We start from the raw sequence: 25,868 nt of genomic DNA on the forward strand, positions 1-25,868 counted from the left end.
TTCTGGCGGGTGGGGTCCGGGAAGTCGCGACCGACGGTCAGGCCGAGACGGCGTCGCGGTGCGCGAGCGAGGTGAACAGGGGTTCCGGCGTGCGCAGGCTCACCGTCGACCCGGTCACGGAGTCGGCGCCGAGCTGCAGGAGCGAGAACATCGCGGAGTCGTGGCCGCTCACGCGGTCCGGCCCCGCGTTCATCACCTGGTGGTAGGCGAGGGAGGGACCGACCGAGACGGGGATCGAGCGCACCACCGCGGCGAGCGGGTGGTGGAAGTGCCCGGCGAGGAGGACGCGGACGTCGGTCCCGGCGAGGGTGTCGAGGAGAGCCTCCGCATCGCGCAGCCCCTGCCGGGCGAGGGTCGGCAGCGGCGAGGCCAGCGGCGGGTGGTGCAGGGCGACGACGGTGCCGAGGGGGCGCGGAGCGGCGAGCTGCTCGGCGAGCCAGGCCAGCCGCTCGGAGCCGAGCGCCCCGTCGTGCGAGTCGAGGAGCACGATCCCGAGTCCGCCGATCTCGACGACCCTGTCGTGTCCGTCGGCGTGCCCCGGGAGCAGGCGCGCCGCCTCCTGGTCGTCGTGGTTGCCGAGGGCGGTCAGCACCGGTGCGCCGACCCGCTCCTGCAGCCGGTCGAGCGCTCGTCCGAGCGCGGGGTACGCGGAGGAGTGGCCGCGCTGGATCAGGTCGCCGGTGATGACGATCGCCTCGGGAGTGATGCCGGCGTCGACCACGTAGGCGCCGACGCGCTCGAGGCGCTCGAGACCGTCGACCGCGCCGTAGAGCAGCTCGCCGTCGGTCGCGTGCACGTCGCTGAGGTGCAGGAGGGTCAGGTGCCCGGTCTCGGCGCTCACCAGGCGGCTCCGCGCTCGGCCAGGGCAGTGAGCTGCTCCACTGTGACGCCGTGGCGCAGGAGGTAGGCGTGCGGTCCGCCCCACTCGTCGAGGATCGCGAGGGCCGAGCGCAGCGCCGAGGCGGGGCTCTCGAGGTGGAGGGAGCGGGTCGCCGCCGCCGCGTCGGCATCGAGGGCGAGCTCGGCGAGCAGCGCCTCGACGAGGGGGCGCCGCGCGTGCTCGATCAGGGCGCCCGAGAGCGCGTAGTCGGCGATCACGTCGTCGACCGTCGCTCCGGCCGCGAGCAGCGCGAGGGCGACGACGATGCCGGTGCGGTCCTTGCCCGCGCTGCAGTGGACGAGGACCGCACCGTCGGCGTCGGCGATGGCGGCGACCGCCTCGGCGACGGACGCCCCCCGCTCGCGCAGGAGCCGGGCGTAGACCTCGTCGAGCGAGCCGTGCCGCGGCGGACCCTCCGGGGTGCCGTAGAGAGGGATGGAGCGGACGGCGATCGGCCCGAGTCCGTCCGGGCGCTCGACGTCCTCGCGCAGGTCGACGACGGAGGTCACGCCGAGGCCTCGGAGGGTCGCGATGCCCGCGGGGGTGATGGCGTCCAGGGCCGCCGTCCGGAGGAGCCAGGGCGTCTCGTCGCCGAAGACCCGGGCGTTGAGGACTCCCTCGATCTCGATGTGCGTCACGACGTCCTCCGTTCCTGCCGTTCCGCAGGCCGCGGAACACTGTTACGGATTCAGCGTGAGCGTCGAGGATGAACGCCGGGTGACGCGGATGCGGACGCGGCGCGAACGCTCAGAGCTCGTCGGCGAGGGCGCCCGCGACCACCTGCTGCATCTCGGCGCCCGCCGACCCGACCCGCCGGGCGAGGAGCGCGTGCAGGATGTGCAGGACCACTGACTGGTTGAGGCGGCTGAGGAACGGATCGACGCCCTCGCTGCTCCCCGCGGGCGCCGCGACGAGCGCGACCGTGCACAGGCGCACGATCGGCGAGCGCGAGAAGCTGGTCACCGCGACGACGTCGGCTCCGCGATCGGCGGCGGCACGGCAGGCGGCCAGGGTGTGCGCGTTCGCTCCGGAGTAGCTGACCGCGAGGCAGACGTCGCCGGGCCCGAGGGCGTGCGCGGCGAACTGCTGCGCCAGGACATCGGCCGGTGCCTCCACCGAGCGCCCGAGCGTACTCAACCGCATCGCCGCGTCCTGCAGGGGAGGGCCAGAGAAGCCGTTGCCGACGAGCACGAGCCGGCGGGCGTCGGCGAGGAGCGCGACAGCGCGGTCGACCGCCTCCGGATCGATGGTCTCCTGCGCGACCCGCAGCGCCGTCACCGCCGCGTCGAACAGCGCGCCGACCTCGTCGCGCCCCTCGGTCGGCGCGGCAGGAGTCGAGCGGGCGAGCTCGAGCCGCAGGTGCTGGAAGCCCCGGAAGCCCAGCTTCTGGCACGCGCGGATCACCGTCGCCGCCGAGGTCTGCGCGGCCGACGCGAGCTCGGAGGTGGACCAGTCGACCACCTCCTGCGGGCGGCTCAGCACGACGGAGGCGACGCGCCGCTCGCTCGGGCCCAGCTGACTCGAGCCGGCGCGGATCCGGGCGACGAGGGTGGTCTCGGCCGGACTCCCGGCCAGGTGCTCCTGCGGCGACGACATCCGCGGAGCATAACGAACACGCGTGACCGGGACGGATGGGGCCGCCTCCGGTGTTCGGGCTCGCCGCGGGCGATCGCGTGACATGATCGGGGGACACCGGCGAGAGGGATCACTCATGGGCCAGCTCATCTACGGGATAGCGCCGGCGATCGAGATCGACGACCGAGCACTCCGACACGCCGAGGCCGTCATCATCTCGAAGCTCCGGCGCAATGAGAGCTTCTCGTTCCACTGGGACGACGAGCCCGACGTCGGCGAGGACGCCGCGATCGAGCGCCCCGGCCGCCACGGCTGCATCTGGGTCTCGAAGAGCTCGTCGCTGTACTTCAGCTACGACTCCGACTCGACCGAGCCGCTCAACCGCGCGTGGATCGACCTCCTGCTGCGCGCGGCCCTGTCCCCCACCGGCCTCCGCGTGCTGCCGGAGCCCGCACCCGGGGACTGACGCCGCTCAGACCGCTCGCGGGCCACCGGGCTCGGGGACGAGCTGCAGGCCGACCGGCGAGCTGGCCGCGATCATCATCGCCTCGACCCAGTCGCGGTTGATCGAGGGCTGCCTGCCTCCGTGGAACCGGTACGAGATCGGCACCGACGGGTGCAGCCAGATCTTCATCCGGCCGCCGCCCAGCTCCTGGTTCTGCGACCACGAGAAGGCGAACGACTCGTCGCGCCGCAGCTTCGCGGTGATGACGATCTCGAGATGGGCGAGGACGCGGTCCTCGAACGGGGCCTCGACGCCTCCGGGGTAGTACAGCACTCCCATGAGAGCCTCGTCTCCGGCCCGCCGGCCGTTCCGCGCGCAGGAGGATCCGACGTCGCGGTGCAGTGTCCCAGCCGTGGATGCGAATCCCCCGGGCCGGGCCGTTCGAGGCTGCGCCGCCGGCCCCTCCTTCGAGCACGCTCAGGGGATGTCAGGGCGCGGGCGCCAGGATGCGAGGACATCAACTCGACCGGGAGGCCGCCGTGCCCGCCAGCACTCAGAACGACGCCAGCAGCAAGCAGGATGCAGGGAGCCGGGACTACGACGTCGCCGTGATCGGAGCCGGGCCCGCCGGCACCGCCGCGGCCCTCCGCGCCGCCGAGCTCGGAGCACGCGTCGTCGTGCTCGAGGCGGCCCGCGTGGGCGGCACCTGCGTCAACACCGGCTGCGTGCCCACCCGCGTGCTCGCGAAGACCGCGCGGATCATCCGCGAGGCGCGGACCGCCTCCGACTACGGCGTCGACGTCGGCACCCCCTCCATCGACTGGGCGGCCACCGTGCAGCACGTGCACGAGCGCGTCGACAAGGTGCGCTCGATCAAGCGCGAGGCAGAGCGGTTCGCCGACGCCGGAGTCGAGCTGATCCACGAGGGCCGCGCGCGCTTCGAGAGCGAGAGCACGCTCGTGCTCGACAGCGGACGCCGGATCAGCGCCCGCTCGATCCTGATCTGCGTCGGCGGCCACTCGCGCCGCCTCCCGATCCCGGGTGCCGAGCTGGCGACCGTGCCCGAGGACGTGCTGTCGCTGCCGTCGCTCCCCCGCCGCGTCGCGGTCATCGGAGGCGGCAACACGGGCGCGCAGCTCGTCACGGTCTTCAACGCCTTCGGGTCGGAGGTGACCCTGCTCGATCTCGCTCCGCGCATCCTCACCACCTCCGACGCGAGCATCTCGGAGTACGTGGCCGCGGCCTTCGAGCGGCAGGGCGTGCGGGTGCGCACCGGGATCGAGACGGTCGAGCGCCTCGACCGGGCCGACGACGGCGCCATCGACATCCGCTGGCGCGACGGTGGCGAGTCGTTCACCGAGCGCGTCGACGCGGTGATCATGGCGACCGGCTGGCCCGCCGACGTCGAGGATCTCGGGCTCGAGAACGCGGGCATCGAGGTCGTCCGCTCGGCGATCCCCGCCGACCAGTACTTCCGCACGGTCGTGCCGCACGTGTTCGCCGTCGGCGACGCGAACGGCCGCGACATGCTGGTGCAGGCCGCGCAGTTCGAGGCGGAGGCGGCGGCCGAGAACGCGGTCCTCGGTGCCAACCGCCGCAGCCCCCAGCACCTGCTGCCGGCCGGCGGGTTCACCGACCCCGACTACGCGGGCGTCGGCTTCACCCAGGAGCAGTCGCGGGAGCGGGATCCGCAGTGCGTGATCGCGTCGGTGCCGTTCTCGAGCATGGATCGAGCGGTGATCGACGACCGCGAGAGCGGGTTCCTGACGCTGATCGCCGACCGCCGCCGCGAGCTCCTGCTCGGGGCTCACGCCGTCGGCGAGAACGCGATCGAGGTCGTGCAGTCGGTGACGACGGCGATGGCGGCCGGAGTCGACGTCGCGACCCTCGCGAACGTCCGGTTCGCGTACCCCACCTACAGCGCGGTGATCGGCATGGCGGCGCGGGCGCTGCTCGCCGAGCCGACGCGCCCGACCGAGCTGGACTGACGCGGGACGGCACCGGGGTCTCGATGCGCCGCTGCGCGGCTGCTCGACCAGCAGGCGTGCGCGGCCATCCGACCGGGCCGTCGGCTCCGAAGCTCCTCGGACGGGCGCCTCGGCCCGTCCTCCCGAGAGGAACCCCGTGCCGATCCCCGCAGTCGACTACGCCCACATCCGCCTGACCGTCCGCGACATCGCCGTGTCGCGCGCGTTCTACGACTCCGTGTTCGGGTTCGACGTCGCCTTCGAGGCGCCGCCCGCCGACGCACCGGCGGAGCAGAAGGAGCAGCTCGCGTTCCTCTTCGGTGGAGTCATCTACTCCTTCCCGGGCGGACTGCTGGGCCTGCGCCCCGTCGCGGACGCACAGGACACCTTCGACGAGGACCGGGTCGGCCTCGACCACCTCAGCTTCGCGGTCAGCGGACCCGAGGCGCTCGAGGCCGCCGCCGCGACCCTCGACGAGCTCGGCATCGCGCACGAGCCGATCAAGGAGACCGGCGGGCAGAGCATCCTCGAGTTCCGCGACCCCGACAACATCGCGCTCGAGATCTCGTCGCCGAGCTGAGTCGCGCGACCGCTCCGCCGGTCGAGCGGCGCGGGGACCGGGTCCCCTACGAACCGTCGGTCCGCCAGAGGTACGGGGTCGTCGTCGAGACCTTCACGAGCCCTGATCGCTCGAGGATGGGCCGCGAGAACTCGGTCGAGTCGCTGTGCACGAGCGTGAGGCCGAGGGCGAGCGCCGACCGGGCCCGCGCCGCCGTCAGCGCGCGGTAGACGCCGCGGCCGCGGAACCCCTCCAGCGTCGCCCCGCCCCAGATGCCCGCGAAGCCGGTGCCGGGCACCGGCTCGAGACGACCGCCGCCGACCATGCGCCCGTCGACCTCGGCGACCCACAGCTCCATGCCGTCGCCTCGGGCGAGCCGGGCGACGAGCGAGTCGGCGATCGCGGTGTCGACGTCCTCGCCGAACGCCTCGTCGATCATCGCGCTGAAGGCGCGCACCTCCGGCTCGTCGACCACGCGGCGGAGGGTCACGCCGTCGGGCACGGGGGCGTCGCGGGTGAGCGCCTCGAGCGGTCCGATCATGATCGACTCCGTCTCGTCGGGCTCGAAGCCGTGCGCGAGCAGCGCCTCGTGCAGGCCCGGCGCCCGGTCGTGTCCGCGCGTCTTCCACTCGACCTTGCGGATGCCCGGGTCGGCCGCGTAGTGCTCGCGGGCGCCCGCGACCAGCTCGCGGATCGCCTCCGCATCGGCCCCGCCGAGATCGCGGTAGGTCACGAAGCCGCGACCGCCGGCGAAGGTCACCAGGCGCAGGGGGCCGAGCCGCGCGACCTCGACGGCGCTCGGGGTCTCGGCATCGGTGCGCAGCTGCTCGTCGTAGGCGTCCAGGTACTCGGCGATCGTCGTCATCCCGGTCACGGTACGGCAGAGGGCGCCGTCGCTACCCTGACCACATGACCTTCGCCAACGTCGGCACGCTCGGTGCCCTGCCCGGACGACGCGACGAGCTCGTCGCACTGCTCACCTCCCGGAACGACGCCCTCGAGCGGATCGGCTGCCTCGCCTACGAGGTGGGCGTGGCCGACGACGCACCCGACACCGTGTTCGTCGTCGAGCTCTGGACGAGCGCCGACGCGCACCGCGCCTCGCTCGAGCTCGCAGAGGTGCAGGCCGCGATCGCGTCCGCCCGGCCGCTGCTGAGCGGCGAGTTCGGCGGCTTCCGCTTCGACGTGGTCGGGTCGCCGCTGCGGGACTGACCACCGAGTACCTCTACCCGGGATCGATCCGTCACGGACGGCCCGTCCTCGTGAGCCGACACGGCCGTTCGCGACGGGTGGATCGCGCGGAGGGGCTGTCAGCCGCCCGTGACGCGGCCGATCAGGTCCTGGAGGAAGGGGACGATGTCCTGCGCCTGGTCGACGCTCGCGAAGGCCGTCGCGACCAGCGGCCAGATCGAGCCGATCAGGGTCGCGACGACGGCGGCGACGGCCGCCACCCAGGCCAGCGCGGCGTTCCGCGACACGAAGGCGAGGGCGAGGGCCGCGAGGCCGATCAGGTAGCTGATCACGATCGAGACCGTGATCGCGGCGACGGGCACGTCGAGCGCGCCGACGGTCGTCGCATCGGCGGCGCCGATCAGCCCGAGCACGGGCAGCAGCACGCCGACGACGATCAGGGCGCTGACGACCACGCCGGTGGCGAAGGCGGCCCAGGCCGCGCGGGGCTTGCGGCGCGAGCCGCCGGAGGAGCGGGTCCTCATCGGACTACTCCTGCCCGGATCGGTGCGAGGAGGGAGCGGCGGTCGAGTCCGCACCGCGGGGCCGGTCGACGAGCGGCTCGCCCTCCTCCGCGGGCACGTCGATCGGATCGAAGGGCCCGTGCACGTCTGCGACGGTCACGTCGACCACGACGACGCCGTCGACGAGCTGCGCGGCAGCGCGGGACACCTGCTCGCGGGCCCGCTCCGCCACATCCAGCACACGGTGCGGGTACTCCACCACGAGGTCGAGGTCGACCGTGGTGACCCCGTCGACGCGGGAGACCGTGACTCCGGGGCTGGTGCTCGTGCCGAGCACGGCGCGGGAGGCGCGGTCGAGGCGGCGGGCGACAGGGCCGCCGAGGTGGTGCACGCCGGTCACTCCGGCGGCGGTCTCGGCCGCGGCGGTCGCCAGGAGGCGCTCGAGAGGCTCTCCCTCGGGGTGCGAGCGGGCGACGGCGCTCAGGTCGACCGTGCGGGTGCGGTCGACGGCGACAGGATCGGTCATGGGGTACTCCTCGAAGTTCTGGCCCGCGGGGCGGGTGTTCTCCGCCCCTCCCGAACGGGAGGGACGGGCGCTACTGGACGCGTGCGGCGCCGGTCGTCCTGGTGCGCAGTCCGGCGACGATCTGGACGACGACCGGGGTCTCCTCGCCGAGGAGCGCGTCCCAGCGGCGGACGGCGGCGTCGACGCTCCGCCGCGTCAGCATCTCGGTCAGGCGCACGCGGGCGCGCGGGGCGGGCTGTGGTCGTACCTCGCGAGCTCGGCGTCGACCGCCTCCGCGATGCCGGCGGCATCGGCACGCGTCCGGAGGTGCGGGCGACCATGACTCTCGCCACTCAGCGGCCGATCGACACCGACACGGCGCCGAGGACCAGTCCGGTGCGGGAGGGGGTCACTGAACGCGGCTCTCGGTGTCCTCGTCCTTGTCGTCCGAGGGGATGTAGACGTCGGAGACGGTCACGTTGACCTCGGCGACCTCCATGCCGACGACCGAGGTGATGGCCTCGGAGACGGAGGAGCGGATGCTGTCGGCGAGCTGCTGCAGCGCGACGGGGTACTCGGCGACGACCGTGATGTCAGCGGCGACCTGCTTCTCGCCGACCTCGACCGAGATGCCCTGGCCGCGGTCCTGCGCGTTGATGGCGTTGCGGATGGCGCCGATGGCGCGGGCCGCTCCTCCGCCCAGGTCGTGCACGCCGGGGATCTCGCGGGCGGCGATGCCGGCGACCTTCTCGACGACGCCGTCGGCGATGGTGTTCCGGCCGGTCGAGGCCGGGGTGCCGTGCTCGGTGGCCGAGCCGGTGGCGAGGGTGCTGGGGGTGACGTTCGTCATGGTCTTCTCCGTGGTTCGAGGTGAGGGCGCGGGATCCGCGGTGCCGCACGTCGGCGGCACACGATGAAGACGTGCCGACCGAGCCGGTCGTCCTGCCGGCTCAGCGGAACCGCAGAGAACGCCGGACAACGACGCGCTCGGCGGCCAGGACCGCGTCGGAGCCGTTCGCGCAGCGGCCGGACGCGATCAGCGCCGCAGAGTGCGGCTGGGCAGCTCGTCGAACCGGGCCTGGTAGACGCTCGCGAACCGGCCGAGATTGCCGAAGCCCCACTCCCTCGCGACGGCGGCGACGGTGGTCGCGGAGGGATCGCCGGCGATGAGGTCGCGGTGCGCGCGGTCGAGGCGCACGTCGCGGAGGTAGACCGACGGCGAGACTCCGAGGTGGCGCTGAGTGGCCTGCTGCAGAGTGCGCGTGTGCAGCCCGGCGGCGCGAGCGGCGTCGGCCGGCGTGATCTGCTCGTGCGCGTGGTGCTGGAGGAAGTCGAGGGCGACCCGGGTGCGCGAGGCGGAGGGGCGGCGCAGCACCGCCGGCACGTCCCACGCCCGCCACGGGAACAGCAGCAGCAGGGCTCGGGCGAGGTTGAGCTCGGCGGTGAAGCGCACGAGCGGCGCGATCGCGGCCGTCGCGAGCGCGGCGCTCGCCTCCGACACCGCTGCCCGCCACCGGGCGAGCACGCCGGGGTCGGGGTCGGCCTCGTGGTCGAACGAGACGGGCCGGCGCGGGCCCGCGTGCGACTCCGTCGCCACGTCCTCGAGGAATCCGGGCGCGAAGTGGATCAGGTTCTGCCGGTGCGGCCGGAAGTCGAGGGCGAACTGCCGCTCGGCCGGGAACAGGAACGGGGCCGAGGAGGCGCCGGTGCGGGTGAACGGCCGGAGGTTGAGGACGCCTCCGCCCGCGCGGAACCAGCCCACCACGTACTCGCGCAGGTGCGGCACCTCGCCCGCCAGCGAGCCGGCGCAATCGGAGGTGCGCAGCGTCACCCGCTCGCTCCCGCGGTAGGCGTAGCGGAAGGAGAAGTCGCGCTCGGCGGGCGCCACGCGGAAGGAGCCTCCGCCGTAGGCGTCGGAGTAGACGGCCGAGGCCTCGTCGGGGCTCGCGCCGGACGCCTCGAAGCGCCGCTCGGCGCCCTCGGCCGCGGGACCGTGCGGTGCGAACGGGCTCCCGGTGGTGAATGTCGACCCGCTCATGACGACTGCTCGAGCCGTCGGAGGAGGAAGGAGTGCATGGCCGGTCTTCTCTCGTGTCGTGGCCCTCCGGGTGGACCCCGGACGGGGTCGCGCAGAGGACGGATACAGATCAGACGAGTCCGGAGGCGGATTCGTCACGGAATCGCCTCCGCCGCGCCCCTCGGTCGGGTGACGTGGTGTGCCTCGAAGGGGCGACGCGCTCGCATTCCGGCCATCCGATTCGGCGGGCGTCGTCGAGGCTGGTAGGCATTCGGAGCGACGCACGCGCTCTCCCCCCGACGGCGCGGATCGACGGACGGCAGGCGGCAGGAGGCGACCATCGACGACGACCCGCTCCTGAGCGCCTCCGATGCGACCCTCGCCGCGCGCGCCGTCGACGGTGACGTCGAGGCGTTCGAGCAGCTCGCCCGCCGCCACGGCTCGCTGATGCGGGTCTACGCGGCGAAGCTGCTCGGCTCGACGGCCGAGTCGGACGACGTCGTGCAGGAGGCGTTCCTCACCGGCTGGCGCCGCCTCGCCGACCTCGACAGCCCGGCCCACATCCGCAGCTGGCTGATGCGCATCGTGTCGAACAAGGCGATCGACCGGATCCGCGTGCGCCGCCGCCACGACGACATCGACGACTGGGATCCGCCCGCTCCCGCCGAGAACTCTCCCGAGCGCATCGTCGAGGCGCGACTCCAGCTCGACGCCGTCTGGGAAGCGCTGGACCGATTGCCCGCCGATCAGCGACGCTGTTGGCTCCTCCGCGTGACCGCCGGCTACAGCTACGACGAGATCGCCGACGCTCTCGACCTGCCCGTCTCGACCGTCCGCGGACTCCTCGCGCGGGCGCGACGATTCCTGCTCCACGAACTGGAGGCATGGCGATGACACCCGACGACGACGACCTGCCCGACGGCGCGGCCGTGCCGGCGGGCGCGACCGCGTCCGAGAGCGCGACCGACCCCGCGCCCGACGACGTCGACGGCCACACGCTCGACGAGCTGAGCGACTACCTCGACCGCGGACGGCAGCCGTTCGATCCGTCGATCGAGAACTCGGCCGCGAGCCGCCTCGCCCTCGCCAACCTCACCCGCCTGACCGAGCTCTCGGCCCAGGCGCTGCGCCGCGAGGCCGACCGCGAGCCCGACCGCGACAACGCGTGGATCGCGGGACTGCTCGACGCCATCCGCTCGGAGGTGCGCTCGGGCCGCGACGTGCCGGTCGCCCACCCCGACCCGAGCCTCCGCCTCGCGCTCACGGAGGCGGCTGTCCGCGGCATGATCCGCCGCGCCGGCGACACCATGGGCGGGGTGATCATGGGCCGCTGCACGCTCGACGGCGACGTCGCGACTCCGGGAGCGACGATCCGCGTCGACGTGACCTGCGCCGTCGAGTTCGGCCGCTCGGTCGACGACGTCTCCGATCGACTCCGCGACCGCATCCGCTACGCCCTCGAGCGGCACACCGAGCTCGTGGTCGGCGCGATCGACGTGACCGTCGACGACGTCTACCCCCGGCAGGAGGCGCGGCCGTGACCGACGACACCGAGCTCTCGCGTCGCCTCACCGCGGCGATCCGCGACACCGAGGGCGTCGCGGGCGTCTACCCGGCGCAGCCGATCCTCGAGGCGGCCGCCGACGCGCTGGCGGTGAGGCTCGCGTTGCGGCAGCCCGACGTGCTGGTCGACATCGACCACTCCGACGGTTTCACGACCGTGACCGCTCACATCGCCGCGCTCGCCGCTCTCCCCGCTCCGGACACCCTCCGGACGGTCGGGGAGCTGCTGCGCGACGTGCTGACGGCGGAGCTGTCGGGCCCCTTCTCGGTGCACGTGACGGCGCGGCTCATCGAGGACTCGGGGCGCGCGGAGTCCTGACGAGGACCAGGAGCGGTCGATCCGTCACGGACGGCCTTGCGAAGCGCTTCGGAGCGACCGTTCGTGACCGATCGATCGGAGCGACGGGGAGGTGCCGGCGCGGCACTGGACTCGGGTGAACCGTGCCGGAGCCGGAGAAGGGGCGGGTGCGTCATCGGCACCCGCCCCTTCTCCGGCTTCTGGGATCAGACGAGGCAGCCCGAGGGGTTCACGACGAAGTCGGTCCAGTAGCCGCCGCTCCCCAGGATCGACTCGTAGCCGACCGCGGCGGCGACGTTCGAACCGCCGGGCACGCGAGTGCCGTTCCCCGCCCACGAGTAGAGCGTGGTGCCGGCGAGCCAGTAGCCGCCGCCGACGGGAGTCGCGTTCGCCGGGATGTTCGCCTTCCGGTAGTCGGTGCCCGCCGACGTGCTCTCCCAGGCGTTCCCGTTGGTCAGGACGTAGTCGACCCAGTAGTCCCCGCCCTCCTTGTTCGACGGGTAGCCGGCGGCCGACTCCACGTTGTTCGAGATCAGGGTGTTGCGGTAGCGGAGAACGCCGTTCGCACCGAGGAAGAAGCCGCCCCCGACCGCCGTCGCCCCCGCGCCCACCTGGTTGAAGTCCGTGATCGTCCCGTTCGTGGCGTTCGCACTGTGCCCGCCGCTGGCGTCGACGAAGTCGACCCAGTACGTCCCGCCGGTGCCGGCGTACCCCGATGCCGAGGTGACCCCCGTGGCGATCGGACCGGAGGTCTGGTTCCACTGGTACAGCTCGCCGTTCGGGCGGAGGAAGAAGCCGCCGCCGACCGGCACCGCATCGCCCGGGATGTGCGCGTAGTCGGCGATGGCTCCGTTGCTCGTCCGGTACGTGTGCGCGACACCGTCCTTCGTGTACTCGAGGAAGTAGGCGGACGCGCCCGCGTACCCCTTCGCCGCGCCCGCGCCCGTGATGACCGGCGTCGGGTCGTTCCCCTTGTAGATGTCCCCGTTCGCGGTCTGGAAGTACCCGGCACCGAGAGGAGTCGCCCCGGCTGGGACCGAGCCGAGGACGACCGTCTTCCTCGTCGAGGCGTTGTACTCGAACGCGGTCGTCTCGTCGACGATGACGATGTCGGCCGTCGTCGCCGGAGCCGTGTCGGTCGTCGCGGTCATCGTGAACGTCCCCGCTCCGGGCTGCGCCGTGATCTCGGGCCAGGCCACCTGCCCGGCCGCGTCGGTCGGGAGGGTCCTCGTCGAGCTGCCGTCCGCGAAGGTGTAGCCGGCGGGCAGTGTGACGGTGACGAGCTCGCCCGCGATGGGGGCACCGTCGGCGTCGGTCAGTGTCGTCGTGACGCCGTTGAGCGCGCAGTCGCTGTCAGGGGTGTAGAGGTTCTCGTCGAACACGAGGACGTTGTCGGTCGGCTGAGTGGACGCGGCCGCGAGCGGCGCCGCGACGGCGACCGCGACGACCGGGATGCTCCAGGCGCCCCCCTGCACGATGGTGCGGCGCTTGATGCTGCCGTCGGCGTCGCGAGCGACCCAGTCGATGTCGGAGTACTGGTCGCCGGCGGCTCTGTTCGGGTTCGTCATGCTGACTCGTCCTTCTGGTCGTGGGATCGGAACGAGAGAGAGGCTCTCCGTCACAGAGCCGCCGCGGTCGGGATCGGGGCCCATTGCAGCGGTGACGGGGTGCCATCTGCATCGTTCGACCGGGAATCGCCCCGAACGGAGGCTCCCGCTGCGAGAGTGTCCCCGTGAGACGACGAGAGCCGCAGTCGGCGGGACGACGCAACGCACTCACAGCTGCCCCGCGACCCCGGAGAGACGAGCCCGACGACGCCTCCGCGCTGCACCGCAACATCGCTCGCGAGGGCTCCTCCGCGCACGAGTGGTTCCGCGACGTCGGCTTCGACGTCGAGCGCGGGCAGGTCCGCGTCGTGGCGGACGCGATGACCGCGCCGCGCTTCCGGATCGCGCGCGTCTGGCATTCCGCCGGCCGGATGGTCTCACGCGGCGAGCTCGTGCAGCCCCTCCTCCTGCTCCAACTCGAGGGCGAGTCCTCTCTCGAGATCGACACGACGCCGCACCTCCTCCGCGTCGGCTGGATCGCCTACGTCCCCGCCGGCGCGCGGCTCGCCGTCACCAGCGACTCCTCGGTCGCCCGGATGGAGATCGAGGCATCACCGGTCGCCCTGCCTCCTGGCGTTCTCGACGCGCTCGAGCGACGACCGGTCCTCGACGCCTCCCGTGCGCCGCTCGGCTCCGTGCTCATCGCCGCCGTCAACAGCGCTCTGAACGTCGGGGTCGAGCCGCACGACGTCGGCTTCCCGGCGATGAGGATGGCGCTGGGCAATCTGGTCGCCGGCGCCCTCGCTGCGGTCGTCGGCCGCCCGGCGCAGGAGCGAACCCCGCGCCAGCGCGACATCTACGACAGCGCACTCGATGTCATCGCCCGCGAAGCCGCCGACCCCTCCTTCTCGGTCGCGCGTCTCGCCGACGAGATGAACGTGTCGCAGCCCTACCTCCGCACCGTGTTCGCCGCGCACCAGACGACGGCGCGGGCTCAGCTCCGAGCGCACCGCGCAGCTCTCGCCCGGGACTACCTGCAGGCCCATGCCGACCGCCCGGCGTTCTGGGCCACCGAGGCCGCACGCCTCGCCGGGTTCAGGGATGCGGACACGATGAGGGCCGCCCTCCGTGCGACCGAGGAGCACCCGGACGAGGCGGGGTCGGGGTCACCGCTCGGAGCCGCGGCCGCACCGAACAGCGCGGTTCGATCGACGCGGTGACGGCGCGCGGATCCGGCTCGAGCTCCCTGTCCGGACCACTCAGCGGCGCCAGGGGTCCCAGTCGGGATCGTGCCCCGGCCAGACCTCGATCCCCGGCTCGTCGGCGAGGGAGGCGAGGCGGTCGATCGAGCGCTGCGCCGCCTCCGCGTCCGCCGGCTTCGCGGTCCACCCGCACGGCACCCGCTCGTCGAGGTTGCGGCGCAGGTCGGCGGCGTCGCAGGCGAGGACGATCGAGCGGTCGTCGAGGTCGATGCGGAACGACTGGTGCCCGGGAGTGTGTCCGCGGGTGTCGAGGGCGGTGAGTCCGGGAGCGAGGTCGGTATCGCCGTCGAGCAGCAGGACCCGCACGTCGGCGTCGAGCAGGTCGCCCGGAACCACCGTCTCGCGCCTCCCCAGGCCCTCGCCGAGCCACTGCCACTCGCGGCGCTGCAGAGCGACGGGCGTGCCGGGCGGAACGAGCCGCAGGCCTCCCGTGTGGTCGAGATGGAGATGCGAGAGGGCGACCAGGGCCAGATCGCTCCAGCGCAGTCCTGCCGCGTCGATCGCCTCGGCGAGCGCGTCGCCGGGCGGCACCACGGCGGTGTAGCTCTCGTAGTCGTAGTGGGCAGCGCGCTGCTCGGGGTCGCGCACCCGGTCGAGGTGGAATCCTCCGTCGATGAGCACCCAGGAGTCGGCGAAGGCGATCGCCGCGCCTGTGACCGGCTCGAGGAGGAACCGGGCCGGGTCGCCTCCGCGCATCGAGATCGCCTCCGAGATCGGTTCGTAGCCGAGGACGAGAGGGACGAGCGTCGTGGGGCGGCCGAGGTCGAGGACGCCGGTCCATGTGGTGGCGGAGGTCACGGGACTCCTTGCGAGTGGGTCATCATTGGATACAATCGAGGACGATAAGAATCCAATCTAGGCGAGCGAGGCTTCCATGACCGGCGCCATCCCGATCAACATCCCGATCACCACGGAGATGCTCCACTGGGGCCGACGACCGACCTACGAGATGGTCGAGCAGATCGTCGACGGCTATCCCTCCGACGTCTCGCGCTGGCTGATCGGGGCGCACACCGGCACCCACGTCGACGCGCCCTCGCACTTCGTGCCCGGAGCCGCGACAGTCGACGAGATCGCTCTCGAGAGCGTGGTCGGGCCGGTCCGCGTGCTCGATCTGCGGCACGTCGCCGAGGAGATCACGGCCGATGATCTCGAAGCGGCAGGAGCTCTCGGTGCCGTGCGTGTGCTGTTCCGCACCCGCAACTCGACCGACGCGCTCACCCGCCCGGTCAAGTCCGAGACGTGGGTGGGCCTCGCGCCGAGCGGCGCGCAGTGGCTGGTCGACCGCGGCGTGCTCTTCGCCGGTCTCGACTACATGACGATGGAGGCGCCGGCGCACACCGAGGAGTGGCCCACCCACGTGATCCTCTGCGGCGCGGGAGTCGTCATCCTCGAGAACGCCGACCTCTCGCAGGTCGAGCCGGGCGACTACCTGATGGTCTGCCAGCCGGTCGCGTTCGAGGGCCGCGAGGCGGCTCCGGCGCCGACCGTGCTGCTTCCGCTGCCGGCGGCGTGAGCCGTGCGGGGATGCCCGGCCGGTGCGCCCGACTCCGGGGCACCTCCGGCTCGCAGGACCGTGATCGGCTCGCAGGAGTCGACGGATTCCGCGAGCCGAACGCGAGTCGACGAGCCGGAGGTGGTCCGGCCGCGCCGCCGCCGCCCGAATCCTCAGGACAGCGGCGGCGCGAGTCACACGCCCGCGAGCACGCCCTCCTGCTCGCGATCGAGCTCGCTGCGCACCGTCCGCTCGCCGTCGAGCTCGCGCGACGAGCGCGGGACGAGCAGCCCGACCACGACGTACGTGGCGAACCCGATCACCGCGGCGACGAGGGTCGCGTAGCCGTCGAAACCGGCTCCGATCAGGTCGTTAGGGATGTAGAAGATGTCGTTGGGGACGCCGTAGAGGGTCGGGGTGAGCGCGAGGAACACCATGCGCACCGCGAAGCCGACGGCCGCCGAGACGAGCGCCGCCGCGACTCCCGGGCGCTTCCAGAAGATGCCGAAGAGGAACGGCGCCGCGAGGCAGGCGAGCATGAGGTCGAACGCGAGCGTCAGCAGGATGCCCGTCTGGCTCACGCGGATCGCGAGGAACGAGCCGAGCACCACGATCGGGACCATCGCGACGCGGGTCCACTTCAGCAGCGGGTCGGACCCGGAGCCGGTGTGCCGGCGGACCGAGAGCACGTTGCGCACCACGATCGCCGAGGTGGCGAGGATGGCGCCGGAGGCCGTCGAGAACGACGCGGCGACGACTCCCGAGAGCACCAGGATGGCGATGAGCGGCGGTGCGTAGTCATCGAGCAGCGTGAACAGCACGGGCCCGTCGGCGGTCGTGATGCCGAGGACGGCGGTCGCGGTCAGAGCCACGATCGCGAAGATCGAGCCGATCGCCGCGGTGCCGACGGCGGCCGCGTAGCAGGCGCGACGCGCCACCTCCGGAGACTTCGCACCGAAGATGCGCTGCATGAAGTCGATCGCGACCAGGTCGCCGATGCCGAGCGCGACGAGGGTCGCCCAGTTGACGGGGGCGCCCATCGCGGGGTCGGTGAGCTGCTCGAAGTCGAACGGGCCCATCCCCTCCGGGATCACGATTCCGTAGGCGAGCGCCACCCAGACGAGCAGCGAGATCGAGGCGACCACGGTGATGACCGTCTGGATGGCGGCCGTGTAGGCGTCGGAGAAGAGACCGCCGGCGATCGTGTAGCTGAGCACGAGGGCGACCGAGAGGATCACGCCCCACGCGTAGGGGATGCCGGCGAAGCGCTCGAGGAGGAAGCCGCAGGCGACGAGGTTGCCCGCCAGCAGGATCGTGAACGACAGCACCATGATCACCGACGCGACGATCTCGGTGGCGCGGTTGTAGCGCATCCGGAAGAAGTCGGCGAGCGTGAAGAGCTTCATGGCGTTCATCGGCTTGGCGAGGAAGAGCCCCGTGATCAGCAGGCAGACGGCGAGGCCGATCGCGAGCGACGCGCCCGCCCAGAAGCCGAACTGCGAGGTGAGGTCGGTGTTGCCGACGGTCGCGTTGGAGTCGACGGCCGCCGCGGTGAGCGAGACGGCCACGAGCGGGATGCCGAGGCGGCGCCCGGCGACGAGGTAGTTGGCGCTGTCTCCGTCGATCTTGCGGGCGACCGCGATGCCGACGGCGAGGACCACCAGGACGGTGATCCCCACTCCGAGGATGATCATGCGTGCTCCGAGCTGCTGAGTGGTGCGGCGGGGTGTTTCTATCGGTTGATAGACACGGATCCTGCCGCGCGCTCGGGCGTGGAGTTTTTCGGGCGTGCAACGAACGTGTTAACTCCGTCGCGCGCGCCCGCTGCGGGTGCCCGTCCCGAGCCTCCAGAAGTTGTCGTACTGGGTGGTCGAGTACGACAACTCCTGGACACTCGCGACTCCCCCGCCGTGCCGCGCGCCCGCAGCGGCGAGTGCGCGCGGCCCGAGACTCCAGAAGTTGTCGTACTGGGTGGTCGAGTACGACAACTTCTGGACACTCGCCGCGCCCGTGCGGTGCCGCGCGCCCGCAGCGACGAGAGCCCGCGGCTCAAGACTCCAGAAGTTGTCGTAGTCGGCACGCGAGTGCGACAACTTCTAGACACTCGCCGCGCCCATGCGATGCCGCGCGCCTGCAGCGACAGGAGCGTGCGGCCCGAGACTCCAGAAGTTGTCGTACTGGGCACTCGAGTACGACAACCCTTGGAGGGTGGCGGGGCGAGGGCGGCGCGACGCGCGTCAGCGGAGGTGCGGCAGCAGGCCCGGGCCGACGGCGAGCGCCTCGGCGACGGCGGCGCGGTCGAGGTCGAGCACCCGCAGGGCGGCGAGCGCCACCGCCTCGGCGTAGGCGTCGGGCACGACGGGCTGCCGACGGCGCTGGAGGATCACGTTCTCGACGAGCGCGAGCACGAGCGAGGCTCCGGTCCCGGCGTCGGCGACTCCGCAGGCCGCGACGAGCGTGCGGTAGGCGGTCTCGAGCTCGGAGCGGCGCTCGCGGAACTCGGCGAAGCGCTCGTCGCCGAGCTCGGGCAGCAGGTAGAGCGCGCCGATGTTGTGCTCGCCCGCGGCGAGCAGGCGCACGTCCGAGATGCAGAGCGCCCAGAGGCGCGCGGCCGGAGGCTCCTCCCGGGTGAGGAGGACCGCCGCGGCATCGAGAGACGGCTGCACCGTCCCGAGCAGCAGCTCGAGCAGCACCGCGTGCTTGCCTCCGAAGTGGTGGTAGAGCGAGGCCTGGCGGATGCCCGCCGCGGCCGCGATCGCGTGCGTGCTCGTGCTGCCGAACCCCTCCGTGCAGAACAGTTCGGCGCTCGCGGCGAGGATGTCGGCCCGCGTGCCGCGGCCGGTGAGCGACGCTCCGGAGGCGCGCGGCCGTCCGGTGGGTGCGCTCGACATGCGCTCGACCGTAGCAGCGGCGCGCGATCCCGCTCGTCGCGAGGCCACTCGAGCTCCGAGAACGCAGAAGTCGTCGTACTCGAGCGCCGAGTGCGACAACTCGTGGACACTCGGGCTCGCCTGCCGCGGATCCCCGACGTCGGACACATGGCGACGCGGACGAGAGTCCGAAAGTTGTCGCACTGGGCGCCGAGTGCGACAACTCTTGGACACTGGCGCGCACGGCACCGCGCGACTCCTGCGCATCGCGGCCAGGCGGTCGAGAGTCCAGAAGTTGTCGCAGTGGGCGCCGAGTGCGACAACTCTTGGACTCTCGGGGTGCCGGCCGCGCGACGAAACACGATCGCAACACCGGGGTCACGCCCGCGTCACGACGGCGCGGTTGACTTCCTGTCGAGTGATAGAAAGCCCCGGACCCCGGCGGCACCGGAACAGAGAGCGCAGCGCATGACCGCATCGACCACCTCGACCACGGCGGGCGCCCGCGAGCACGCCCGCGCTCAGGAGGGGACCGCCGCCGAGTCCGGTCCGCTCGTCCCCGCGAGCCTGCACCCCGACCCTCCGGTCGAGCCCGATCGCCTCCGCTGGTCCGAGCGGATCGCCGGCGGCGGCTACGGCCACAGGGTCCTCGCCCGCGGCACGCACCTGCGCCTGACCGATGTGACCGGCGACGCCTGCGTGTCGCTCCTGCTCTACAACGCCCTCGAGCCGCATGAGCGCCTCAACGTCGCCGACACCGTGAAGGTGCAGTGGCAGGTCTACGCCGGCACCGGTCAGCTGCTGCTCAGCGACCAGGGTCGCGTGCTCGCCAGCGTCGTCGCCGACGGGTCAGGGCACCACGACACGATCTACGGCACCACCGCGCTCGCCCGCAACGTCGAGCGCTACGGCGACGGCTCCCCCCAGGGCCCCTCGCCCGCCGGCCGTGAGCTGCTGCTGCTCGGAGCCGCGAAGCACAGGCTCACCCGGCGCGACCTGCCGCCGAGCGTCTCGTACTTCCAGGGCGTGCGGATCCGCGAGGACGGCAGTCCGGAGTGGCTCGGCAGCGCCGGCCCCGGCCGGTCGGTGACTCTGCGCCTCGAGATGCCGGCGGTCGTGCTGCTCGCGAACACCGCGCATCCGCTCGACCCGCGACCCGCCTTCACCGTCGGTCCCGTCGACGTGCTGGCCTGGGCCGGCGAGCCCGCGACCCCGGAGGAGCGCACCGCGACTCCCGAGGGCCGCCGCGCCTACCTCAACACCGACGACTACCTGCAGGCGAGGGGCCACTGATGAGCATGAGCACCGAGATCCACCGCGAGACCGTCGCCGCCCGCGCCCCCTGGTCGCGGATCCTCAAGCGGGGCGAGACCCTGACCATCGTCGACGTCGACGGCAACCAGGCCGTCGACTTCCTCGCCTACGACGCCGAGGACCTCACCGCCTACTCGGCCGCCGCCACCCTCCAGGCCCAGGCGAGCGTCTACCTCGTCACCGGCTCGGTGCTGCGCGACGCCGAGCACCGGCCGCTGCTGACCGTGATCGCGACCGATGTCGAGCGCCACGACACCCTCGGCGGCGCCTGCTCGAAAGAGAGCAACACCCTCCGCTACGGCTTCCACACCTATGCCCAGCACGCCTGCGCCGAGAACTTCGTCGCCGAGCTGTCGCGCTACGGGATGGGCAAGCGCGACCAGGTCTCGAACGTGAACTGGTTCATGAACGTGCCGGTCGATCCCGACGGCGCGCTCGGGATCGTCGACGGCATCTCCGCTCCCGGGCTCAGCGTCAGCCTGCGTGCCGAGCGCGACACCCTCGTGGTCGTCTCGAACTGCCCGCAGATCAACAACCCGTGCAACGGCTTCGACCCGAGCCGCGCCGAGATGATCGTCCACAGCGCCGCAGGGACCGCCGCCACCGAGACCAAGGCCGCCGCCACCGCATGACCTTCGACACCCTCCTCGTCGCCAACCGCGGCGAGATCGCCGTCCGCATCCTCCGCACCGCGAAGGCCATGGGCCTGCGCACCGTCGCGGTCCACTCCGACGCCGACCTCGGAGCCGCCCACGTCGCCCTCGCCGACGAGGCGGTCAGGATCGGCCCGGCCCCCGCGGCCGAGAGCTACCTCCGCATCGACGCGATCCTCGAGGCGGCTCGAGCGACCGGCGCCGGCGCGATCCACCCCGGCTACGGCTTCCTCAGCGAGAACGCCGAGTTCGCGCGCGCCTGCGAGGCGGCGGGCATCGTCTTCGTCGGACCGACCCCCGAGCAGCTCGAGGTCTTCGGCGCCAAGCACACCGCCCGTGACGCCGCCGAGCGGGCGGGCGTCCCCCTGCTCGCCGGTACCGGCCTCCTCGACGACGCCGATCACGCCGCCCGCGAGGCCGCGCGCATCGGCTACCCCGTGATGCTCAAGGCGACGGCGGGAGGCGGCGGCATCGGCATGCGCGCCTGCCGCGACGAGGCCGAGCTGCGCACCGCGTGGCGCGAGGTGCGCCGTCTCGCCGAGGCGGGCTTCTCCTCCGCGGGCGTGTTCCTCGAGCGCCTGGTCGAGCGGGCCCGCCACGTCGAGGTACAGGTGTTCGGCGACGGCGAGGGCCGCGTCGTGTCGCTCGGCGACCGCGACTGCTCCCTCCAGCGCCGCAACCAGAAGGTGGTCGAGGAGAGCCCGGCGCCCGATCTGCCCGACCACGTCAGGGACACGATCGCGGAGGCGTCGCGCCGGCTGTGCGCGGAGGCGGGCTACCGCAGCGCGGGCACCGTCGAGTACATCTACGACCCGGTGCGGCAGGAGGCGGCCTTCCTCGAGGTGAACACGCGCCTCCAGGTCGAGCACCCGGTGACGGAGTCGCGCTACGGCATCGACCTGGTCGAGTGGATGCTGCGCCTCGCGCAGGGCGAGTCCGCCTTCCTCCACGAGATCCCGGAGCCGCGCGGCGCGGCCGTCGAGGCCCGCGTCTACGCCGAGAACCCCGACCTGGGCAACGCGCCGAGCTCGGGCACGATCACGCAGGCGCTCTTCCCCGAGGGCGTCCGCGTCGACGGCTGGATCCGCGCCGGATCGGAGGTGTCGACCGCCTACGATCCGCTGCTCGCGAAGGTGATCGTGACCGGCGAGGACCGCACCGCCGCGTGGGCCGCCCTCGGCGACGCGCTCGCGGGCACCCGCGTCGACGGCATCGCGACGAACGTGGGGCTCCTCCGCGCCATCGCCGCCGAGCCGTCGGTGCTCGCCGCCGAGCACTCGACCGCGACGCTCGACGGCATCCGCGACGCGACTGCGCGCCTCGAGGTGCTCAAGGGCGGCATGCTCACCACCGTGCAGGACCTGCCCGGCCGCCTCGGCTACTGGCCGGTCGGCATCCCGCCGTCGGGGCCGATGGATCCGCTGTCGTTCCGGCTCGGCAACACCGCGCTCGGCAACCCCGAGAACGCGCCCGGACTCGAGATCACGATGAGCGGGCCCACCCTCCGCTTCCACTCCACCACCCGCGTCGTGCTCACCGGCGCCCCCGCGCCCGCCACCCTCGACGGCGCGCCGATCGCGCAGTGGGAGCCGATCACCGTCCCCGCGGGCGGGGTCCTCGCCGTCGGGACGGCCGAGCGCGGCATGCGGATGTACCTCCTGGTCGAGGGCGGCCTCGATCTGCCGCTCGTCCTCGGCTCGGCGAGCACGTTCGACCTCGGCGCGATCGGCGGCCACGCGGGTCGCGCGCTCGCACCGGGCGACGTGCTCGGCATCACGACGCCCGAGGCGCCTCACGCGGTCTCCGCCGTGCCGGTCGCCGAGCGCCCCGAGTTCCCGACCGCGTGGACGCTCGCCGCGCTCGAGGGTCCGCACGCCGCTCCGGAGTTCTTCACGCCCGAGGACATGGACGTGTTCTACGAGACCTCCTGGGACGTGCACTTCAACTCCGCCCGCACCGGCGTCCGCCTCGTCGGCCCGAAGCCGCGCTGGGCGCGCCCCGACGGCGGCGAGGCGGGGCTGCACCCCTCCAACATCCACGACACCCCCTACGCCGTCGGCGCGGTCGACTACACGGGCGACCTGCCGATCCTGCTCGGCCCCGACGGCCCGAGCCTCGGAGGCTTCACCTGCCCCGCGAGCGTCGCGACCGGCCACCTGTGGCGGCTCGGGCAGCTCCGCCCCGGCGACACCGTGCGCTTCGTGCCGGTCACCGCGACGCAGGCGACGCGCCTCCTCGACGCTCCGCTCGACGAGCCGGCCGCCGGCCGGGCACCCGTCGCCGACGAGGGCGTGCTGCACCGCCGCCCCGCGCACGACGGCGACCCCTCGCTGGTGCTGCGCCGCACCGGCGACGCGAACCTCCTCGTCGAGATCGGCGAGATGAGCCTCGACATCGCCTCCCGGATGCGGGTGCACGCGATCGCCGAGACGCTCGAGCGCGCCGCCCTGCCGGGCGTGATCGAGCTGACCCCCGGCATCCGCTCGCTGCAGGTGCACTTCGACCCGCGCACCACGTCGACCGCCGTGGTCGCCGAGGCCGTGCTCGCGGCGGAGGCGCTGCTCCCCGCGACCGCCGACCTGCGGGTCCCGAGCCGCACCGTGCACCTCCCCCTCGCGTGGGACGACCCGTCGACCCGCGAGGCGATCCGCCGCTACATGGCGGGCGTCCGCGACGACGCGCCCTGGTGCCCGTGGAACATCGAGTTCATCCGCCGCATCAACGGCCTCGAGAGCGTCGACGACGTCTACCGCACCGTCTTCGAGGCCGAGTACCTCGTGCTCGGACTGGGCGACGTCTACCTCGGCGCGCCGGTCGCGACTCCGCTCGACCCCCGGCACCGGCTCGTCACCACCAAGTACAACCCGGCGCGCACCTGGACCCCGCAGAACGCGGTCGGCATCGGCGGCGCCTACCTCTGCATCTACGGGATGGAGGGGCCCGGCGGCTACCAGTTCGTCGGACGCACCGTGCCGATCTGGTCGACGCACCACCAGGCCGGAGCCTTCGAGGCCGGAGTGCCGTGGCTGCTGCGGTTCTTCGACCGCATCCGCTGGTACCCCGTGGAGCCCGAGGAGCTGCTGGAGTTGCGCGCATCGATGGCCGCGGGGCGACTGCCGCTGCACATCGAGGAGGGGACCTTCGGCCTCGCCGAGTACCAGGAGTTCCTCGCCGAGAACGCGGAGGGCATCGCCGAGTTCCGCGCCTCGCAGGCGACCGCGTTCGGCGCCGAACGCGACGCGTGGGTGGCCTCGGGCGAGTTCGACCGCGAGGAGGTGGTGCCCGCGCCGCCCGCGTCGGGCGCCGTCGAGATCCCCGCGGGCTGCGAGGGTGTCGAGGCGCCGTTCGTCGCGACCGTGTTCCGGCTCGACGTCGCCCCGGGCGACGTGGTCGCCGCCGGGCAGACCCTGGTCGCCCTCGAGGCGATGAAGATGGAGGCGCCGGTCGCCGCCCCCACGGCCGGCCGCGTGGTCGCCGTGGTCGCGACGGTCGGCGAGCAAGTGGCCGCGGGCAGCGTGCTCGTCGTGCTCGAGACGATCGAGGAGGAGGCGGCGTGACCGCATTCGACGACCCGGCGGCGCACGTCGCCGCACGCTACGAGCGGCTCGCCTCGCGCCCGGAGGCGTTCATCTCTCTGCGGCCGCAGGGCGACGTGGTCGCGGAGCTGCGCTCCGTCGATCCGTCGCTGCCGCTCGCCGGCCTGCTGTTCGCCGTGAAAGGCAACATCGACGTCGCGGGGATCGACACCACGGCCGCCTGCCCCGCCTTCGCCTACCGGCCGGCGGCCGACGCGACCGTCGTCGGGCGCCTCCGCGCCGCCGGCGCCGTCGTGCTCGGCTCGACCAACCTCGACCAGTTCGCGACGGGGCTCGTCGGCACCCGCTCCCCCTACGGCGCGGTGCGGCACGCGGTCGACGAGACGCGCATCTCCGGAGGCTCCTCCAGCGGTTCGGCGGTCGCTGTCGCGCTGGGTGCCGCCGACTTCGCGCTCGGCACCGACACCGCGGGCTCCGGCCGGGTCCCCGCCGCGTTCCACGGGCTCGTCGGGCTCAAGCCGACGAAGGGCTGGGTGAGCGCGGCCGGCGTCGTGCCGGCCTGCCGCAGCCTCGACGTGGTCACGGTGATGGCGGCCGACGCCTCCGTGGCGCGGCGCGCACTCGACGTGATGGCCGGGCCCGACTCCCGCGATCCGCTCAGCCGGGTCGGCTCCGCGGCTCCGTTCGCGTCGAGCCCCAGCATCGGCGTGCCACTGCCCGGGCAGCTCGGCGCCCTCGCTCCCGGCTGGCAGGAGGCGTTCGACGCGGAGGCGGCGCGCTGGGCCGCGACCGGCGCCGCTCTCGTCGAGATCGACATCGAGGTGTTCCTCGAGACCGCGCGGATGCTCTACGACGGCGCGTTCGTCGCCGAGCGCTACGCGGCGGTCGGCGAGTTCGTCGATGCGCACCCCGACGAGGTCGACCCCACGGTCGGGGGCATCGTCTCGCGCTCGCGCGAGCTGCCGGCGTGGAAGCTGTTCCAGGACCAGGGGCGACTCGACCGCGCGCGGGTCGCCTCCGCTCTCGTCTTCGACCGGATCGACGCACTGCTGCTGCCGACGACCACCGAGCACCCGACGCTCGCGGCCGTCGCCGCGGATCCGATCGGCGTGAACTCGCGACTGGGCCGGTTCACCAACTTCGCGAACCTCCTCGATCTCGCGGCGATCGCCTACCCCGCGGGAGTCGCCGACGGCCTGCCGTTCGGCGTCCAGCTGATCGGCCCCGCCTTCTCCGACCGCCACCTCGCCGACCTGATCTGGAGCACCCCGTGAGCACCGTCCTCCTCGCCGTCGCCGGCGCCCACCTGAGCGGCCAGCCGCTCAACCACCAGCTGACCGACCGCGACGCGGAGCTCGTCGAGACGACGACCACGAGCGCCGACTACCGGCTCTTCGCGCTCGGCACCGTGCCGCCCAAGCCCGGAGTCGTGCGCGTCGCGTCGGGCGGCGCCGCGCTCGAGGTCGAGGTGTGGCGGCTGACCGACGCGGCGTTCGGCTCCTTCGTCGCCGCGCTGCCCCATCCGATGGCGATCGGCTCCGTGTCGCTCGCCGACGGCTCGCTGGTGAGCGGCTTCCTCGTCGAGCCGATCGCGCTCGAGGGTGCGGAGGACATCACCCGCTTCGGCGGCTGGCGCACCTACCTCGCCAACGACTGACGCGCTGCCCCCTGACGCTCGCCGAGTCGTG

General features: G+C 73.0%; 29 protein-coding genes. 14 read left to right on the forward strand and 15 right to left on the reverse strand.

All coding sequences use genetic code 11. The features are described 5' to 3' along the window. Positions 1 to 37 precede the first annotated feature (37 nt). From B9Y99_RS15300 to B9Y99_RS15310, 3 genes are all read right to left on the reverse strand, one after another. On the reverse strand, positions 38 to 841 hold the full coding sequence (locus B9Y99_RS15300; RefSeq protein ID WP_085477505.1) for a metallophosphoesterase family protein: 804 nt from the start codon (positions 839 to 841) through the stop codon (positions 38 to 40). Continuing rightward, positions 838 to 1,518 carry a tyrosine-protein phosphatase gene (locus B9Y99_RS15305; RefSeq protein ID WP_085477506.1) on the reverse strand — a complete coding sequence of 227 codons (681 nt, stop codon included), beginning with the start codon at positions 1,516 to 1,518 and terminating at the stop codon, positions 838 to 840. Before B9Y99_RS15305 ends, B9Y99_RS15300 begins: the two co-directional genes overlap by 4 nt. A gap of 109 nt (positions 1,519 to 1,627) precedes the next feature. Next, positions 1,628 to 2,476 carry a MurR/RpiR family transcriptional regulator gene (locus tag B9Y99_RS15310; RefSeq protein ID WP_085477507.1) on the reverse strand — a complete coding sequence of 283 codons (849 nt, stop codon included), beginning with the start codon at positions 2,474 to 2,476 and terminating at the stop codon, positions 1,628 to 1,630. Between the two features lie 115 nt (positions 2,477 to 2,591). Between B9Y99_RS15310 and B9Y99_RS15315 the strand changes: the two genes are divergently transcribed. Then, positions 2,592 to 2,921 (forward strand): DUF7882 family protein, encoded by a 330-nt coding sequence (locus B9Y99_RS15315; RefSeq protein ID WP_085477508.1) that lies wholly within the window; start codon positions 2,592 to 2,594, stop codon positions 2,919 to 2,921. Between the two features lie 6 nt (positions 2,922 to 2,927). On the opposite strand, the gene B9Y99_RS15320 is transcribed toward B9Y99_RS15315, so the two are convergent. Continuing rightward, entirely contained in the window at positions 2,928 to 3,239 is a 312-nt protein-coding gene (locus B9Y99_RS15320) for a DUF7882 family protein (RefSeq protein ID WP_085477509.1), read from the reverse strand. Positions 3,240 to 3,439: 200 nt separating this feature from the next. On the opposite strand from B9Y99_RS15320, the gene B9Y99_RS15325 reads away from it, so the two are divergent. Together B9Y99_RS15325 and B9Y99_RS15330 are read left to right on the forward strand one after the other, a co-directional pair. Next, positions 3,440 to 4,888, forward strand: coding sequence for a dihydrolipoyl dehydrogenase family protein (locus B9Y99_RS15325; protein WP_244274986.1), 1,449 nt, complete (start codon positions 3,440 to 3,442; stop codon positions 4,886 to 4,888). A 136-nt stretch (positions 4,889 to 5,024) separates the two neighbouring features. Beyond that, on the forward strand, positions 5,025 to 5,447 hold the full coding sequence (locus tag B9Y99_RS15330) for a VOC family protein (RefSeq protein ID WP_085477511.1): 423 nt from the start codon (positions 5,025 to 5,027) through the stop codon (positions 5,445 to 5,447). Between the two features lie 46 nt (positions 5,448 to 5,493). Here B9Y99_RS15330 and B9Y99_RS15335 read toward each other — a convergent pair whose 3' ends face one another. Further along, the gene (locus B9Y99_RS15335) at positions 5,494 to 6,291 is read right to left on the reverse strand and encodes a GNAT family N-acetyltransferase (RefSeq protein ID WP_085477512.1); all 798 of its coding nucleotides are present in this window, start codon (positions 6,289 to 6,291) and stop codon (positions 5,494 to 5,496) included. A gap of 44 nt (positions 6,292 to 6,335) precedes the next feature. Between B9Y99_RS15335 and B9Y99_RS15340 the strand changes: the two genes are divergently transcribed. After that, positions 6,336 to 6,638: a putative quinol monooxygenase gene (locus tag B9Y99_RS15340; RefSeq protein ID WP_085477513.1), complete on the forward strand. Its 303-nt coding sequence runs from the start codon at positions 6,336 to 6,338 to the stop codon at positions 6,636 to 6,638. Positions 6,639 to 6,736: 98 nt separating this feature from the next. On the opposite strand, the gene B9Y99_RS15345 is transcribed toward B9Y99_RS15340, so the two are convergent. The 5 genes from B9Y99_RS15345 to B9Y99_RS15360 all read right to left on the reverse strand — a co-directional run bounded on the left by B9Y99_RS15345 (position 6,737) and on the right by B9Y99_RS15360 (position 9,663). After that, a complete protein-coding gene (locus B9Y99_RS15345; RefSeq protein ID WP_085477514.1) occupies positions 6,737 to 7,141 on the reverse strand; it encodes a hypothetical protein in 405 nt (134 codons plus the stop codon). 4 nt (positions 7,142 to 7,145) lie between these two features. After that, positions 7,146 to 7,646, reverse strand: a complete 501-nt coding sequence (locus B9Y99_RS15350; RefSeq protein WP_085477515.1) for an Asp23/Gls24 family envelope stress response protein — start codon at positions 7,644 to 7,646, stop codon at positions 7,146 to 7,148. Between the two features lie 70 nt (positions 7,647 to 7,716). Continuing rightward, positions 7,717 to 7,848, reverse strand: a complete 132-nt coding sequence (locus tag B9Y99_RS19385) for a hypothetical protein (protein ID WP_280158621.1) — start codon at positions 7,846 to 7,848, stop codon at positions 7,717 to 7,719. Positions 7,849 to 8,034: 186 nt separating this feature from the next. After that, positions 8,035 to 8,475, reverse strand: a complete 441-nt coding sequence (locus tag B9Y99_RS15355; RefSeq protein WP_085477516.1) for an Asp23/Gls24 family envelope stress response protein — start codon at positions 8,473 to 8,475, stop codon at positions 8,035 to 8,037. A gap of 186 nt (positions 8,476 to 8,661) precedes the next feature. Continuing rightward, positions 8,662 to 9,663: an AraC family transcriptional regulator gene (locus B9Y99_RS15360; RefSeq protein WP_085477517.1), complete on the reverse strand. Its 1,002-nt coding sequence runs from the start codon at positions 9,661 to 9,663 to the stop codon at positions 8,662 to 8,664. A gap of 336 nt (positions 9,664 to 9,999) precedes the next feature. Between B9Y99_RS15360 and B9Y99_RS15365 the strand changes: the two genes are divergently transcribed. From B9Y99_RS15365 to B9Y99_RS15375, 3 genes are read left to right on the forward strand one after another with little or no spacing between them, the layout of a single operon-like run. After that, positions 10,000 to 10,536, forward strand: coding sequence for an RNA polymerase sigma factor (locus B9Y99_RS15365; RefSeq protein WP_425298492.1), 537 nt, complete (start codon positions 10,000 to 10,002; stop codon positions 10,534 to 10,536). Further along, positions 10,533 to 11,183, forward strand: coding sequence for an Asp23/Gls24 family envelope stress response protein (locus B9Y99_RS15370; RefSeq protein ID WP_085477849.1), 651 nt, complete (start codon positions 10,533 to 10,535; stop codon positions 11,181 to 11,183). The genes B9Y99_RS15365 and B9Y99_RS15370 overlap by 4 nt, the downstream gene beginning before the upstream one ends. Further along, positions 11,180 to 11,524, forward strand: coding sequence for a hypothetical protein (locus B9Y99_RS15375; protein ID WP_085477519.1), 345 nt, complete (start codon positions 11,180 to 11,182; stop codon positions 11,522 to 11,524). The genes B9Y99_RS15370 and B9Y99_RS15375 overlap by 4 nt, the downstream gene beginning before the upstream one ends. 185 nt (positions 11,525 to 11,709) lie before the next feature. Here B9Y99_RS15375 and B9Y99_RS15380 read toward each other — a convergent pair whose 3' ends face one another. Beyond that, on the reverse strand, positions 11,710 to 13,071 hold the full coding sequence (locus B9Y99_RS15380) for a hypothetical protein (protein WP_085477520.1): 1,362 nt from the start codon (positions 13,069 to 13,071) through the stop codon (positions 11,710 to 11,712). A 164-nt stretch (positions 13,072 to 13,235) separates the two neighbouring features. Here B9Y99_RS15380 and B9Y99_RS15385 point away from each other — a divergent pair, with 164 nt between their 5' ends. Continuing rightward, entirely contained in the window at positions 13,236 to 14,270 is a 1,035-nt protein-coding gene (locus B9Y99_RS15385) for a helix-turn-helix domain-containing protein (RefSeq protein WP_085477521.1), read from the forward strand. Between the two features lie 39 nt (positions 14,271 to 14,309). On the opposite strand, the gene B9Y99_RS15390 is transcribed toward B9Y99_RS15385, so the two are convergent. After that, positions 14,310 to 15,110, reverse strand: a complete 801-nt coding sequence (locus B9Y99_RS15390; protein ID WP_085477522.1) for an N-acyl homoserine lactonase family protein — start codon at positions 15,108 to 15,110, stop codon at positions 14,310 to 14,312. 76 nt (positions 15,111 to 15,186) lie between these two features. Between B9Y99_RS15390 and B9Y99_RS15395 the strand changes: the two genes are divergently transcribed. After that, complete coding sequence (locus B9Y99_RS15395; protein ID WP_085477523.1) at positions 15,187 to 15,828, forward strand: cyclase family protein; 642 nt, start codon at positions 15,187 to 15,189, stop codon at positions 15,826 to 15,828. A 173-nt stretch (positions 15,829 to 16,001) separates the two neighbouring features. On the opposite strand, the gene B9Y99_RS15400 is transcribed toward B9Y99_RS15395, so the two are convergent. The 3 genes from B9Y99_RS15400 to B9Y99_RS15410 form a co-directional block, all read right to left on the reverse strand. Continuing rightward, positions 16,002 to 17,501, reverse strand: a complete 1,500-nt coding sequence (locus B9Y99_RS15400) for a high affinity choline transporter 1 (RefSeq protein WP_085477524.1) — start codon at positions 17,499 to 17,501, stop codon at positions 16,002 to 16,004. A gap of 108 nt (positions 17,502 to 17,609) precedes the next feature. Next, complete coding sequence (locus B9Y99_RS15405) at positions 17,610 to 17,900, reverse strand: hypothetical protein (protein ID WP_085477525.1); 291 nt, start codon at positions 17,898 to 17,900, stop codon at positions 17,610 to 17,612. Between the two features lie 144 nt (positions 17,901 to 18,044). Next, positions 18,045 to 18,698 (reverse strand): TetR/AcrR family transcriptional regulator, encoded by a 654-nt coding sequence (locus tag B9Y99_RS15410; RefSeq protein ID WP_085477526.1) that lies wholly within the window; start codon positions 18,696 to 18,698, stop codon positions 18,045 to 18,047. A 447-nt stretch (positions 18,699 to 19,145) separates the two neighbouring features. Here B9Y99_RS15410 and B9Y99_RS15415 point away from each other — a divergent pair, with 447 nt between their 5' ends. Genes B9Y99_RS15415 through B9Y99_RS19290 form a run of 5 tightly spaced genes read left to right on the forward strand, consistent with a single transcriptional unit; the run spans position 19,146 to position 25,837 of the window. Further along, positions 19,146 to 19,970, forward strand: coding sequence for an urea amidolyase associated protein UAAP1 (locus tag B9Y99_RS15415; protein ID WP_085477527.1), 825 nt, complete (start codon positions 19,146 to 19,148; stop codon positions 19,968 to 19,970). Further along, on the forward strand, positions 19,970 to 20,623 hold the full coding sequence (locus tag B9Y99_RS15420; protein WP_208856990.1) for an urea amidolyase associated protein UAAP2: 654 nt from the start codon (positions 19,970 to 19,972) through the stop codon (positions 20,621 to 20,623). The genes B9Y99_RS15415 and B9Y99_RS15420 overlap by 1 nt, the downstream gene beginning before the upstream one ends. Continuing rightward, complete coding sequence (gene uca / locus B9Y99_RS15425; protein ID WP_085477528.1) at positions 20,620 to 24,201, forward strand: urea carboxylase; 3,582 nt, start codon at positions 20,620 to 20,622, stop codon at positions 24,199 to 24,201. Before B9Y99_RS15420 ends, uca begins: the two co-directional genes overlap by 4 nt. Beyond that, the gene (atzF, locus tag B9Y99_RS15430) at positions 24,198 to 25,454 is read left to right on the forward strand and encodes an allophanate hydrolase (RefSeq protein WP_244274990.1); all 1,257 of its coding nucleotides are present in this window, start codon (positions 24,198 to 24,200) and stop codon (positions 25,452 to 25,454) included. Before uca ends, atzF begins: the two co-directional genes overlap by 4 nt. After that, on the forward strand, positions 25,451 to 25,837 hold the full coding sequence (locus B9Y99_RS19290) for an allophanate hydrolase-related protein (protein WP_244274992.1): 387 nt from the start codon (positions 25,451 to 25,453) through the stop codon (positions 25,835 to 25,837). Before atzF ends, B9Y99_RS19290 begins: the two co-directional genes overlap by 4 nt. The last annotated feature ends 31 nt before the right edge of the window (positions 25,838 to 25,868 follow it).

The sequence above is a fragment of the Rathayibacter oskolensis genome, assembly GCF_900177245.1.
GTDB lineage: Bacteria > Actinomycetota > Actinomycetes > Actinomycetales > Microbacteriaceae > Rathayibacter > Rathayibacter oskolensis.

Bases quoted from the DNA above. Each gene is read 5' to 3' on its own strand.
- B9Y99_RS15310 (WP_085477507.1), bottom strand. From the start codon at position 2,476: ATGTCGTCGCCGCAGGAGCACCTGGCCGGGAGTCCGGCCGAGACCACC.
- B9Y99_RS15315 (WP_085477508.1), top strand. From the start codon at position 2,592: ATGGGCCAGCTCATCTACGGGATAGCGCCGGCGATCGAGATCGACGAC.
- B9Y99_RS15320 (WP_085477509.1), bottom strand. From the start codon at position 3,239: ATGGGAGTGCTGTACTACCCCGGAGGCGTCGAGGCCCCGTTCGAGGAC.
- B9Y99_RS15335 (WP_085477512.1), bottom strand. From the start codon at position 6,291: ATGACGACGATCGCCGAGTACCTGGACGCCTACGACGAGCAGCTGCGC.
- B9Y99_RS15340 (WP_085477513.1), top strand. From the start codon at position 6,336: ATGACCTTCGCCAACGTCGGCACGCTCGGTGCCCTGCCCGGACGACGC.
- B9Y99_RS15345 (WP_085477514.1), bottom strand. From the start codon at position 7,141: ATGAGGACCCGCTCCTCCGGCGGCTCGCGCCGCAAGCCCCGCGCGGCC.
- B9Y99_RS15350 (WP_085477515.1), bottom strand. From the start codon at position 7,646: ATGACCGATCCTGTCGCCGTCGACCGCACCCGCACGGTCGACCTGAGC.
- B9Y99_RS19385 (WP_280158621.1), bottom strand. From the start codon at position 7,848: ATGCTGACGCGGCGGAGCGTCGACGCCGCCGTCCGCCGCTGGGACGCG.
- B9Y99_RS15355 (WP_085477516.1), bottom strand. From the start codon at position 8,475: ATGACGAACGTCACCCCCAGCACCCTCGCCACCGGCTCGGCCACCGAG.
- B9Y99_RS15360 (WP_085477517.1), bottom strand. From the start codon at position 9,663: ATGAGCGGGTCGACATTCACCACCGGGAGCCCGTTCGCACCGCACGGT.
- B9Y99_RS15370 (WP_085477849.1), top strand. From the start codon at position 10,533: ATGACACCCGACGACGACGACCTGCCCGACGGCGCGGCCGTGCCGGCG.
- B9Y99_RS15380 (WP_085477520.1), bottom strand. From the start codon at position 13,071: ATGACGAACCCGAACAGAGCCGCCGGCGACCAGTACTCCGACATCGAC.
- B9Y99_RS15395 (WP_085477523.1), top strand. From the start codon at position 15,187: ATGACCGGCGCCATCCCGATCAACATCCCGATCACCACGGAGATGCTC.
- B9Y99_RS15400 (WP_085477524.1), bottom strand. From the start codon at position 17,501: ATGATCATCCTCGGAGTGGGGATCACCGTCCTGGTGGTCCTCGCCGTC.
- B9Y99_RS15410 (WP_085477526.1), bottom strand. From the start codon at position 18,698: ATGTCGAGCGCACCCACCGGACGGCCGCGCGCCTCCGGAGCGTCGCTC.
- B9Y99_RS15415 (WP_085477527.1), top strand. From the start codon at position 19,146: ATGACCGCATCGACCACCTCGACCACGGCGGGCGCCCGCGAGCACGCC.
- B9Y99_RS15420 (WP_208856990.1), top strand. From the start codon at position 19,970: ATGAGCATGAGCACCGAGATCCACCGCGAGACCGTCGCCGCCCGCGCC.
- uca (WP_085477528.1), top strand. From the start codon at position 20,620: ATGACCTTCGACACCCTCCTCGTCGCCAACCGCGGCGAGATCGCCGTC.